Raw genomic sequence first — 12,776 nt, 5'->3', positions numbered from 1 at the left:
TGCGAAAATAAATTCATGAATATAGAACAAAAAAATGATTCACCTTTCACAGATTAAATGCTATTATATACCAGAATACAACATTTTTTTTGATACTATAGACTTAAACAACGGCTTCCAAAGCTGTCAAACGTCTTAGATGATCGGAATCTCCGATATGCAGGGGGCTGAAGAGGCTGAATGAATATACGGCTGGAAGTAAAAAAAACGATAGGCATTGGTATTGCCGCCATAGTTTTGTTTGTCTTAGTTCAGTTATTTCACGTAACTTTGAATAAAATATACTCCTATAATGTATTTTTCTTGTTATATCCGATTATAGGGTTTGCCTGTGCTGCGATTTGTTTTTCTATTTTTTATCAATCCTGGTCCGTTTTGCTGGAACAGTTGACCTGGCAGAGACTTCTTATTGCCCCAACGTTTCTGGTGGCTGGTCTGCTTTACCTTGTTCATATTGTTTCGTTTAGTTTCGTAAGCCTGACGGACTTTGCTTTGTCTCCGGGCATTTCGTTGTGGCTACTATTTGTAAATCGTGCCTTTACCTCTATTATGCTCCTATTCGTTTGTTCTCTCCCATTTAGAAGGACGAAGTCTGAATACAAAACAGTGGCTTTGTGGGCAGGGATAGGTTGTACGTTGCTGATTCTAGGAGTTATTAAGGCATATGATGCAGGCTTACCAGATCTACGTATACGGTACGAATTAGGTAACCTGGGCTGGACGTTGAATCTGGTTGTTATGTTACTGCTGGTGCTTACATTTATTTTTGGAGTACGAAAATACCGAAAAGTTCGCCCTGCGGAGTTGGGCATGTTGCTTATCGTTCGTGGGATTGGGCTGTGTGTTGTGAGCCAGTTATTCTATTTATTTGCTATGCAAATGAGTGATATCAATCATCTTATAGGACTTTTGACGAACGTGATTGCATTTTATAATCTGTTGAGCGGTCTAGTCCGGCTTATGGTTCTGGTTCCTTATCAGGAAAAACAGGCGGCAGAATCTGAGTTTAATCATATTGCTTATAACGATGATATAACAGGCCTTCCCAATCGCCGTCGTCTTTCCCAGCGCCTGGATAAAATATTGCGCAATTCACTGAAATCTGATGAGACAGTAGCGCTTTTAGTGCTAAATATTGATCGTTTTAAAGCGATTAATGATTCGCTTGGGCATACGGCAGGCAATTATTTGCTGTATGCGGTAGGCGAACGCTTGGGGCATTTTTGCCGTGAGGGGGAAGCTGTCTTTAGCATGGGTGGAGATGAATTTGCTTTTCTTCTAATGGGCTACAAAGATTCAGATGCCATGAGAAATCGTATTGATGATATGGTGAAGCTGTTCGATCAGCCTTTTGATATTAATGGGGAGTCTTATCATGTGATGGTGAGCGTTGGCATAGCTTTGTACCCGTCGGATGCGAATCAGAGCGAACAACTTATTCAGCAGGCGGATACAGCCGTTCATAGTGCCAAGGAGCAAGGAGTGAATTTTCAGCGGTATGCTAGTGCGATGCAGATGCGAGCGCATGAAAGGCTCCAACTGGAGAATGATTTGCGGCGAGCGCTTGAAAATGAAGAATTTTCATTGGTGTATCAGCCACGCGTCCATCTGCAAAGTGGCGAGCTAACGAGTTTGGAAGCGCTGGTGCGTTGGAATCATCCTCATCGCGGGATGGTGATGCCGGGTGATTTTATTCCAGTAGCTGAAGAAAGTGGCCTGATCGTGCCCTTGGGGGAATGGGTGTTGCGTGAGGCGTGTCTCCAAAATAAGCAGTGGCAGGAGCTAGGGTATCCATCGATCCCGATTTCGGTCAATTTATCCATGCGCCAATTCCAGCAAAAAAAACTGGTGGATGTAATTCGGGGCATTTTGGCCTATACGGGACTGGAGCCACGCTATTTAGAACTGGAGATTACTGAGAGTATGACTTTTGATAAGGACCGGGCTTTTGAACAGTTGAAAAAAATAAAGGCTATTGGTGTTGCAATCAGTATTGATGATTTTGGAACGGGTTATAGCTCATTGCATTATTTGAAGAATCTTCCGATTGATCGTCTTAAAATTGACCGTTCCTTTGTAAATGAGGTGCTGGTTGACAGCAAAAATGCGGCCATTGTATCTACCATTGCCTCTATGGCTCACCATTTGAAGCTGAAGGTTACGGCTGAAGGGGTGGAAAATGAGGAGCAGCTTCAATTTTTGCAGGCGCAGGATTGCCATGAAGGGCAGGGGTATTATTTTAGCCGCCCCATTCCGGCAGAAGTTTTTGAAAAATTGTTTTTACGTAAACCTGTCAATTGGCTGGTTCAGGATGGTATGTAGTATGCTTGCATTTTGTGGAAAGATAAGTTATACTGAATAACATCCTGATTCAGTTAGTTGACGAGAGCTTAAGTGTGTCATACATATGGATCAAGATGTTATATAATGCGGGTGTAGTTCAATGGTAGAACTTCAGCCTTCCAAGCTGATAGCGTGGGTTCGATTCCCATCACCCGCTTACGACTTTAAAAATTCCGAAACCCTTGTAAATTCAAGGGTTTTTATTTTGTTTTTAATAAGAATATATTTTAGCCGGGCTACCAATGGGGAATCCCGGCTTTTTTGCGTTCCTACGAACTATTTTCACGCTGTTAAATAATATAATTTAAATATTTCTCTTATATGCTATAAATAAACAGATAAAAAGAACTATTTACCATTTTGCAAAAAAAGTATAGTCTCATAATTGGAATTTAATATAAAAAAAGGATGGTGTGGCTGCGATGAGAAAAATCTCTTTTCTTTTAGCTTTGGCCTTTGTGTTTTTTACCTTTTCAGCAAGTGCTACGTTCGCTGCGACTGATTTCCCAAATACGTCGACGAATGGCATGATTGGTTTTGCTGGACAGGCTAAAAGCGAAACAGGAGCTTCAAAGCCAGCTACAACAGGGGGCAAAAATGGTCAGGTCATTTATATCAATAATCTAAACAAATTGAAAAATCAGCTAGGGGATTCAACTCCCAAAATTCTGGTCATTGAAAAGAATATTTCTGCTTCTTCTAAAACCGTGGTCAATATCGGTTCTAACAAATCGCTAATCGGCTCTTATGCGCAAAATAAGCTAGTCAATATTCATTTGAAAACAACAGCTAACTCGGGAAATGTGATCTTTCAAAATTTAACTTTTGAGCACAGTGCCAGTATTAATGGTAACGATGATATCCAGCTATATCTTACTGCAGGTACAAATTATTGGATTGATCATGTTACTTTTGCAGGTCATAATTATAATGCAAATGGCTCGGATTTGGACAAACTTTTGTACATAGGACAATCGGCTGATTATGTAACCATTAGCAACTCCAAATTTGCGAATCATAAATATGGCCTTATTCTGGGTTATCCAGATGACAGCAATAAAAATTATGACGGCATGCCCCATATTACGATTGCCAATAATTATTTTGAAAACTTACTTGTACGCGGTCCAGGTCTGATGAGATATGGATATTTCCATGTAAAAAATAATTATATTAATAATTTTCAGTTGGCTTACACAATAGCAACCAATGCACGAATTTATTCCGAGAATAATTATTTTGGAAAAGGTAGTGAAAAGGGCGGCATTCTGGATGATAAAGCCAATGGTGAATTTAAAGATGTAGGTAGTTTTCCAGCCATCACTAACCAAAAATCGCCTGTGACCCGATGGAATCCGAGCAAGAACTACAGCTATCAAGTTCAAACTCCTGAATATACTAGAGAATTCGTAACTAAGTATGCAGGTTCGTCCAATACAACTTTGGTCTTTGGAAAATAAAGCGGGTATTGGAAAATATGCTGTGATCTGCTATAATGACTGCAAGTAAGTATCCCATGAAAAGGAAGGTAACCATACGTCCGATGAAGTAAGCACACTGATTTTCCCACTCAACTGCACGTTACTGGCAGGCGGCTGCAAGCTGCAACGGGAGAAGTGTGTCTGAAATGAAAGTAGGGACGTATGCGTATATTTCCGGAACGAGAAGTGCTTTTTCGTTCGCGGTGTTATTTTTCATAAGCATAAGTTCTGAAATAATTCATAACAGCCATTCTATATTCCTTGTATGCAAGCCGCAGCCTTCTGCGGCTTTTTTTATTGCTTCCGGTGTGAAAACCGGACTGGGAAAGGATGATCGTGGTATGAAAACCATTTTGCGTGTTCGCAATGTAGTCAAGGAATGGAACGGGACATCTTTATTTGAGAAGGTGTCGTTGGACGTGACGGAAGGAGAACGGCTCGCGTTGTTTGGAAGAAATGGGGCAGGCAAAACGACGCTATTGCGAATATTGCTGGGAGATGAAGCACCAACCTCTGGTCAAGTAGAGCATGATTTGCCGCTGGAAGAGCGAGGTTGGCTGAAGCAGCAGGATACAGTGAATTGGTCTCGAACCGCACTAGAGGTCGCACAGCAGGCGAGCACTCAGTACTGGGATCTCAAGCAAGAGTTGGGACAGCTGGAAGCTGATCTAGCCGATCCTGAAAAGGATATGGAGCATCATCTGGAGCGTTACGGCGAGCTGATGGATGAATATGAAAGCCTGCAAGGCTTTGCCTGGGAGTCTGAGGTGGAAAAGGCGCTCACCCGAATGGGGATGCCTACACAGACGTGGTCCATTGCTTATAGTGATCTAAGTGGTGGACAGAAGACAAGAGTACGACTGGCTGGACTGATGGTCAGGCAGCCGAAGTTGCTGGTGCTGGATGAGCCAACCAACCATTTGGATCCCGAAAGCTTGCTCTGGCTGGAGCAGTGGCTATCCACGTATCCTGGAACACTGTTGTTTGTATCGCATGACAGAGCCTTTTTGGATCAGGTGACCACGAGTATAGTTGAGCTTACATCCACAGGTATTGGGCGCTATAAAGGCGGTTATAAGGAATATAAAGCACAAAAGGAGCGGGAACAACGAGAGCAGGAGGCGAGCTATCGGAAGCAGGAACTGGCGAGACAGGCGCTGGAGGACACGATTCGAAATTACAGGGAATGGTTTCACCAGGCACATCGTAGCGCATCCAAAGTCGAAGTGGCTATTACACAGAGCTTCTATAAGGCCAAGGCTAAAAAAAATATCTCCCGTTATCATGCGAAAGAGAAGGAACTGGAGCGACTGGAGGCTAACAGGGTAGAACAACCATGTGAAGCTCCGTCTTTGCACATGAAATTAAGTGATAGCGGTTTTCAGGCTAAATATTTGCTGCGTACTGAACAGGTTGACTTTAGCTACGACGACCATGTCATTGTGAAAAATCTAAATCTGAACGTTGCACGTGGGGAACGTTTGGCTGTTCGGGGACCCAATGGAATTGGCAAAACCACGCTGCTTCGGTTATTAACAGGTCAGCTCGAACCGCAGATGGGGACAATTACAGCCAACCCACAGTTGAACATCGGATATTTTTCACAGGAGCTGGAGCAGCTTCCAGAGGATCAGACGTTGCTCGACAGTCTGCTTGCGCTCCCTACAATGACCCAAACAGAAGCGAGAACGGTGCTGGGCTGTTTTCTATTTGCCAAAGAGGACGTATTCAAAAGGATCGGAACGCTCAGTATGGGAGAAAAATGCAGGGTAGCTTTTCTGCGTCTGTACTTTAGTGGAGCCAATCTGCTGGTGCTGGATGAACCGACGAATTACTTTGACATTGAAACCCGTGAAATTGTAGAGGATTCTTTACGCCGATATGATGGGGCGTTGGTACTCGTCTCGCATGACCGGGAGCTGGTGCGTTGTACGGCAACTCGGTTACTCGATATGAAGCCGGGCGGCGGATATGAAATCTATGAAGGGACGGCCGACGAAAAACAAGAAGATGAACGGAGCCGTATCCGAGAGCCTAAGGATCAGGAGGAGCGGGAGGAACGTCTTCGATTACAGTTGCGTCTTACCGAACTGATGGGAATGACGGGGACGAGTGAAGAAAATGAGGAGCTCTTGAGCGACATCAGGCGCATTCGTGCCAAGCTAGATCAGTTGAATGATCCCGATATCTGAAGGAATGAAATATAGGCGCTGCTTGCCAAAGTGCAGTAGTTTGCATATAATAATGAGCAATAGTTCGTATTTTGAAAATGTCTTGATGGAGAAGAGTAGGCAGTGTCCGATTGAACAGGGAGGAAGCGCCGTAGGATTGAGAGCGTTTCTGCAAATATTGGGCTGTTGAAGTTCGCTCCGGAGCAGTTCCTTGAACCTCAAGCGTCATGTAAATGGCGGTTGTGCAAGTAGGGGATACCGGTTCACGACCGTTACAACGTGTAGAGCGAGATGATGATGCATAGCATGAATGAACACCCGTACTGATTGCCATAAGGCAACGCATCGGGTTGCTAAACTTCATTGTCTAACGAGGGTGGTACCACGGTCTTTTCGTCCCTTTTCGGGAGAAAAGACCTTTTTTTGTTGTCTGAAAAGCTGGATATGAAGAAAGGGGACTGAACAGGCGATGAGCGAAACCATCCAAATGAAGGAACATTTGCTGGCCTTGAAGGAAGAAGCACTGGAAGTATTGGAGAAGGTGGCAACACCTAAGGAGCTGGCTGATCTACGAGTTAAATATTCGGGTAAAAAGGGTGCGTTGACCGAAATTTTGCGCGGTATGGGCAAGCTGAGCGCGGAAGAGCGTCCAGTTGTTGGACAGGTAGCCAATGAGGTGCGCGAGGCGATTGAAGAGGTCGTTAACCGTAAGCAGGACGAGTTCACGAAAGCAGAAACGAATGAGCGCTTGCAAGCAGAAAAAATCGACGTTACGTTGCCTGGACGCGCAATGCCGCAAGGCGGGCTCCACCCACTTAACAAAGTGATCGAGCAAATCGAGGATATTTTTACAGGTATGGGATATCGAGTGGCTGAGGGTCCGCAGGCAGAGACCGATTATTATAACTTCGAAGCATTGAATCTGCCTAAAAATCACCCGGCACGCGATATGCAGGATTCATTTTACCTGACCGAGGATCTGTTGATGCGTACTCATACGTCACCAGTTCAGATTCGCGCGATGGAGGCGATGAAGGGTGAAACGCCTATTAAGGTGATTTGTCCGGGTACGGTATTCCGACGTGATGATGACGATGCAACGCATTCCTTCCAATTCCACCAAATTGAAGGTCTTGTGATTGGAAAAGACATTCGTATGAGTGATTTGAAAGGAACTTTGCTGCAATTTGCACGCGAAATGTTCGGGGAATCGACCGAAATCCGCTTGCGTCCAAGCTTCTTTCCGTTCACCGAGCCAAGTGCTGAAGTAGACGTGACTTTTGTGAAGAAAAACGGCGAGCGCGTGTGGATTGAAATTTTAGGCTGTGGTATGGTGCATCCGAAAGTGCTGGAAATGGGTGGTTTTGATCCCGAGGTATACAGTGGCTTTGCATTCGGTATGGGTGTAGAACGGATTGCCATTTTGAAATACGGCATTGATGATATTCGCCATTTTTATAACAGCGATCTGTCGTTCTTGAAGCAGTTTGCGCGTCAATAAACAACTATATCAAGGGAAGTGAACCCATATGAAAGTATCATTCGATTGGCTGTCCGAGTATGTATCACTGGATCAAGTGAGTGCGGAGGAGCTAGCAGAAAAAATCACCCGTTCGGGCATTGAAATTGATGAAGTCGAACATCGTAACCAAGGAATTACTGGCGTCGTTGTAGGCTATGTCAAAAGCAAAGAAAAGCACCCAGATGCGGATAAGCTGAATGTGTGTATTGTCGATGCGGGTCAGGGAGAAGACTTGCAAATTGTGTGTGGTGCCAAGAACGTGGATGCAGGTCAAAAGGTTCCTGTTGCAGTTGTAGGTGCCAAGCTGCCAGGAGATTTTCATATTAAAAAGGCCAAGCTGCGTGGTGTTGTGTCCATGGGCATGATCTGCTCGGCCAAAGAACTGGGCATGAATGATAAGCTATTGCCAAAAGAATTGCAGGAAGGCATTTTGGTGCTGCCAGAAGATGCTGAAATTGGTACGCCAATTACGAAGCTGCTTGCCCTGGATGACCAGGTGCTGGATTTTGATTTGACACCCAACCGTTCGGATTGCCTGAGCATGCATGGAGCCGCTTATGAAGTGAGTGCCATTCTAGGACGTGACATTTCGCTGGCTGACCCCGCTAAGGATCTGGTGGAAATTAGCGATGCAGCGGCAGATCATCTGTCCGTAAAGGTAGATACTCCTGAACTGTGTACGCACTATGCAGCACGTTATATCACAGGTGTAAAAGTGGGGCCTTCCCCGTTATGGATTCAAAATCGTCTGATGGCGGCAGGTGTTCGTCCGATTAACAATATCGTAGATATTACGAACTACGTTATGCTGGAATACGGCCAGCCGTTGCATGCTTTTGATGCGGATAAGCTGGAAAATGGAAATATTGAGGTTCGGCTTGCTCGTACAGGCGAAACTTTGATTACACTTGACGATCAGGAACGTAAGCTGGAACCGCATATGCTGCTGATTACGGACGGCGTGAAGCCGATTGCATTAGCAGGCGTAATGGGTGGAGCCAACTCTGAGGTTACGGATGCAACGGTTAGCATTGCGTTGGAATCTGCGAAGTTTGACGGGGGAACAGTTCGCAAAACATCCCGTCAACTTGGACTGCGTTCGGAAGCAAGTCTGCGTTTTGAAAAAGAGGTTGATCCAGGTGCTGTTATACCTGCTGTGAATCGTGCAGCTGCGCTGATCCAGCGTTATGCAGGGGGCACTGTACACCAGGGTATTGTAGAGTCTGCTTCCGCAAAAGCTGAAAATCATATTATCAAGCTGTCGCTAGATAAAATAAATCGATATTTGGGAACCGAACTGTCGCTGCTTGAGGTGAAGACGATTTTTGGTAGACTTCATTTCGGATGCGGTGACACAGAGCCAGGGGTGCTGGAAGTTGAAGTACCTACACGCCGTGGAGATATTACCATTGATGTGGACTTAATCGAAGAAGTAGCACGTCTGTATGGTTACGATAATATCCCAACCACGCCGATTGAAGGTCCAACAACTCCAGGAGCTTTGACGGCATCGCAATCTCTGCGTCGCTCCTTGCGCAGATTGCTGGCTCATGGTGGCTGGCAGGAGACGATCAGTTACTCTTTTGTACATCCGCAAAGCACGGCTTTGTTTAACGCTCTAACAGAAGGCAGCCATCCGGTACGTTTGGCTATGCCTATGAGTGAAGATCGTAGTGTGTTACGTACAAGTATCATTCCGCAAATGCTGGATACAGCGGTGTACAACATGAATCGCAAGCAAGATAACCTAGCAATTTTTGAGATGGGAACTGTATTCTATACAGAAGAGCAAACATTAACCCGCCAGCCGCAGGAAATTCAAGTGCTGAGTCTGCTGTTGACTGGAGTACGCCGTGAGAAACAATGGAACATCGGAGCTGAAAAGGTCGATTTCTTTGATATTAAAGGTGCGCTTGAAACGGTGTTTGACTATTTCGGACTAAGTGCCAGCATTCGTTATGTGGCTGACCAGCCGCAAAGCTACCATCCAGGACGTTCCGCTTCAGTATGGCTGGATGTGAACGGAAGCTCCCAACGGATCGGTACGGTTGGACAGATCCATCCTGAACTGCAACAGTCCTATGGACTGAACGATACGTATGTAGCTGAAATTGCGTTGCAACAGCTTGTTGAGCATGCAAACTCCCATATTCAGTTCAGAGAGCTGGCTCGCTTCCCATCCGTGGAACGTGACATTGCCCTCGTGGTGAATAAAGACGTTGAGGCAGGTGAACTGCTTCGTGTTATTCACGCTGCAGGCGGAGAACTGTTGCAGGATGCACGGGTGTTTGATGTATTTACAGGCAGCAAGCTTGGTGAAGACAAGAAGAGCGTGGCTATTTCCCTGACCTATCGTCATTGGGAGCATACGTTGACGGATGAAGAGATCAATGCGGCGCATTCTCCTGTCGTTACGTCTCTGGAACAAACTTTTGGAGCGGAATTGAGAAAGTAGCAGGAAATGCGGGAAGCCGTATCGAATCTTAGTGACAGAGGTTCGATACGGCTTTTTGGCCTATCATCATAGAAGCTCTCTACTCTGATATTCACCCGCTGCGGGGAAGCCGGACTAATAAGGTTGAACGCTTCACGGAAGGCGGGTTACCCTAGTACCGGACACACCTTAGAATCAACATACAGTAGTATTGAAGGAGGGCATAATTGTGACTACACCAGATCGTACTCGCGTCACTGTAGAGATCTACGGTACTTCTTATAAACTTGTCGGCAGTAATAGTGATTATATGAAGCAGGTTGCCAATTACGTAGATGAACGTATGCACAGCATTTCTCAAGCTCATTCGCGTCTGGATATGCCCCGAATTGCCGTGCTGGCTGCGGTTCATATGGCTGAAGAAGCTGTACAAATTCAGGAGATCCAGAGCCATATGAACCGCTTGGCAGCGGAACGGGCGGAGCTCCGGGGAGATCTGGCCCAACTCCAGACGGCTCTAGGGGAACAACAGCAGAAAAATACAGATATGCATCAAGCCCTTGTTCAATTGAGGGAAGAAAAAGAAACGACGCAGAAGAAGCTGGTGGAGGCTGAATCTGCGTCAGCCAAGGAAATTGCCGAACTAAGGGCAAAGCTTGAACAGCAGGAGAAAAAAGCGGCTGAACTTGAAAATGCACAAAAACAAGCTAAGCGTGAATTGGAAGAATCTCGCCAAGAAGCTTCTCGTAAGCTGAAAGAGCAGCAAGAAGCTGCGAATGCGCGTGTCCGGCAGACAGAAGAGCAGTTGAAGAGGGAAATAGCCGAAGCGGCTAAACAAGCTGAAGCTAAGCTTTCCGCTGCGGAAAAGGCTCATCAGGAGCGAAATCGCACTGAGCTAGACAAGCTGCGATCTGCTTTGCAGCAAGAGCATAGCCAGAAGATAAGCGAATGGCAGATCAAGTGCTCCGGGCTGAATGAACAACTGGAGCAGGAACGTAAACAGGCTGAATTGGCTCTAAATGAGCAAAAGCTCCAGCATGAGGAAGCACAGAAACGTGCTGAGGAAGCTGCACTGGAGCAGGAGATTCGGATGGAGGAGATTCAGGAGCAATTAGAACAAGTACAGGCAGGTAGTGCAGAGCTTTCTTCTCGTTTGAAGGAGGCTCAAGAGCAAGCTGCAGCATTGGAGCAACAACAGTCCGAACTGGAGGCTGAGCTGCAAGCACAGCAACAGGCGGCAACAGAGCGGGAGCAGGCAGATACGCTTGCGCGTGAAGAACTGCAAATCAGATATGATCAATTGCTGGATGAAGCCAAGGCTACGCAGCAGCAGGCGGCTAAGCTGGAGGAAGAGCAGCGCCGGATGCAGAAGCTGCTGGAGCAAGCTCATGTATCTTCTCGCAAGCTGCAAAGCGAGCTGGCTACGCTCGCTGAAAGTGAGAAGTCATGGAAGAAGCTTGCAGAAGAACGTCAATTGGCAGCCGACGAGTTGGAGCTTTCTCTGCTGGAAGCGCGTGAACAGAAGGAAGCAATAGAGCAACAACTACAGCAGACTGTGACTGAGGTTGAAGCTGCTAATGATAAATATGCTTCACAGCAGCAACGTCTAGTTCAACTTGAAGCGAAGATCAAGGAGCTATCGCCTGAGCTGATTCGCGTTCAGGACGAGCTTGAGAAAGCCAAAGTCCGAGAGCAAGAGGGCGCGAAGGCGTATCAATCGCTTCAGGAGCAATATGGAAGCATGAAGAGCCGAGCTGGACAGCTGGAGCAACATATTAAGCAACTCCAGCAGGAAAATCATGATCGGCAAAGTAAACTGGAACGCGCTGAGAAGGCATCTGTGGAGTGGCAGCTGAAATATGATCAGTTGAAGGCTGAAGCGGAACGTCTGGAAGCTGAAGATGCTGCCCGTAAGGAAGAATTTGCTTCTTGGGAACGGGAAATAGCGGTAACGATTGAACAAAAGGAACAACTTCAGGAAGAGATTCGTTCCGCAGTTGAAGCTGCCAACACCGCAAAGGCAGAACAGCAGTCCATAGAGCAGGAACGGATGGCCTTGCAGTCTGAATTAGACGAAGTGGGTCAAAAATATGAAATGGCAGCTCATCAGCTTCGTTTATTACAAGTACAACAGGATGTAGACCGAGAAAATGCAGAGAAGATTTCGACTGAATTACGTCAACTAAAGGAAGAATACACCAAGCTTCAAACCGAGTATAATGAATGGATTGAACTTATCGAACAGGATCAGTAGATACGGATTAATAATTGTAAGGCAATCCCCGGCTGCTCATGGCCGGGGATTGTTTGTTTATGGATCGCTAAGAAGTGTAAGTGACAAAAAGCTGTCCTTTGGCAGACGAATCTGCTTCGGGACAGCTATACTGGAAGTGTCTGCTGAAATTATTTCCCTTCCTTGCGCCCGGCTTCAAATGGTGTCGATACCGGAATGAACAGATCGATAATCCCGATAACCAATGCAGCGAGCAATGCGCCCATAATTGAAACACTAACATGGGCCACGACATATTGAGCGACCCAGATAACCAGAGCGCTCACTAGAAAACCGACAATACCGCGTCCAAATGGAGAAACGCGTCGACCAAACACCGCCTCGACGATGTAGCCAATCAAGGCAATGACAATGGCAAGGATCAGCGCGCTCCAAAAGCCGCCTACACTAAATCCGGGAACGATCCAGCTTACGACCATCAAAACCAGAGCGGCAACGATGAAACGTACAATGTGCCCAAGAATGCTCACGGAATAACCTCCTTTGTTTTTTTGAATTAACAGGGTTAGACAAAGGTTAGTGTGTGGCATGA

The 12,776-nt window shown here is 46.0% G+C and carries 7 protein-coding genes and 1 tRNA gene; 7 read left to right on the top strand and 1 reads right to left on the bottom strand.

The window, feature by feature from the left end:
• The first annotated feature begins 180 nt into the window (after positions 1-180).
• From C0638_RS00555 to C0638_RS00525, 7 genes are all read left to right on the top strand, one after another.
• A complete protein-coding gene (locus C0638_RS00555; RefSeq protein ID WP_102163286.1) occupies positions 181-2,322 on the top strand; it encodes a putative bifunctional diguanylate cyclase/phosphodiesterase in 2,142 nt (713 codons plus the stop codon).
• A gap of 107 nt (positions 2,323-2,429) precedes the next feature.
• Positions 2,430-2,500 (top strand) — tRNA-Gly (locus C0638_RS00550).
• 265 nt (positions 2,501-2,765) lie between these two features.
• On the top strand, positions 2,766-3,803 hold the full coding sequence (locus tag C0638_RS00545) for a pectate lyase family protein (RefSeq protein WP_058711767.1): 1,038 nt from the start codon (positions 2,766-2,768) through the stop codon (positions 3,801-3,803).
• Positions 3,804-4,165: 362 nt separating this feature from the next.
• Complete coding sequence (gene abc-f / locus C0638_RS00540; RefSeq protein WP_058711797.1) at positions 4,166-6,016, top strand: ribosomal protection-like ABC-F family protein; 1,851 nt, start codon at positions 4,166-4,168, stop codon at positions 6,014-6,016.
• A gap of 448 nt (positions 6,017-6,464) precedes the next feature.
• Complete coding sequence (pheS, locus tag C0638_RS00535; protein ID WP_013370093.1) at positions 6,465-7,496, top strand: phenylalanine--tRNA ligase subunit alpha; 1,032 nt, start codon at positions 6,465-6,467, stop codon at positions 7,494-7,496.
• 28 nt (positions 7,497-7,524) lie between these two features.
• Positions 7,525-9,972 (top strand): phenylalanine--tRNA ligase subunit beta, encoded by a 2,448-nt coding sequence (gene pheT / locus C0638_RS00530; RefSeq protein ID WP_040101796.1) that lies wholly within the window; start codon positions 7,525-7,527, stop codon positions 9,970-9,972.
• Positions 9,973-10,180: 208 nt separating this feature from the next.
• Positions 10,181-12,205 (top strand): hypothetical protein, encoded by a 2,025-nt coding sequence (locus tag C0638_RS00525; protein ID WP_058711768.1) that lies wholly within the window; start codon positions 10,181-10,183, stop codon positions 12,203-12,205.
• Between the two features lie 149 nt (positions 12,206-12,354).
• Here the strand turns inward: C0638_RS00525 and C0638_RS00520 are convergent, their stop codons facing one another.
• Entirely contained in the window at positions 12,355-12,714 is a 360-nt protein-coding gene (locus C0638_RS00520) for a phage holin family protein (RefSeq protein ID WP_058711769.1), read from the bottom strand.
• Positions 12,715-12,776: the final 62 nt, after the last annotated feature.

The organism is Paenibacillus sp. lzh-N1 (genome assembly GCF_002872435.1).
GTDB classification, from domain to species: Bacteria; Bacillota; Bacilli; order Paenibacillales; family Paenibacillaceae; genus Paenibacillus; species Paenibacillus polymyxa_C.
This window is presented reverse-complemented; position numbering and strand designations above follow the sequence as displayed.

Coding starts and splice junctions, on each gene's coding strand:
- C0638_RS00555 (WP_102163286.1), top strand. CDS start 181: ATGAATATACGGCTGGAAGTAAAAAAAACGATAGGCATTGGTATTGCC.
- C0638_RS00545 (WP_058711767.1), top strand. CDS start 2,766: ATGAGAAAAATCTCTTTTCTTTTAGCTTTGGCCTTTGTGTTTTTTACC.
- abc-f (WP_058711797.1), top strand. CDS start 4,166: ATGAAAACCATTTTGCGTGTTCGCAATGTAGTCAAGGAATGGAACGGG.
- pheS (WP_013370093.1), top strand. CDS start 6,465: ATGAGCGAAACCATCCAAATGAAGGAACATTTGCTGGCCTTGAAGGAA.
- pheT (WP_040101796.1), top strand. CDS start 7,525: ATGAAAGTATCATTCGATTGGCTGTCCGAGTATGTATCACTGGATCAA.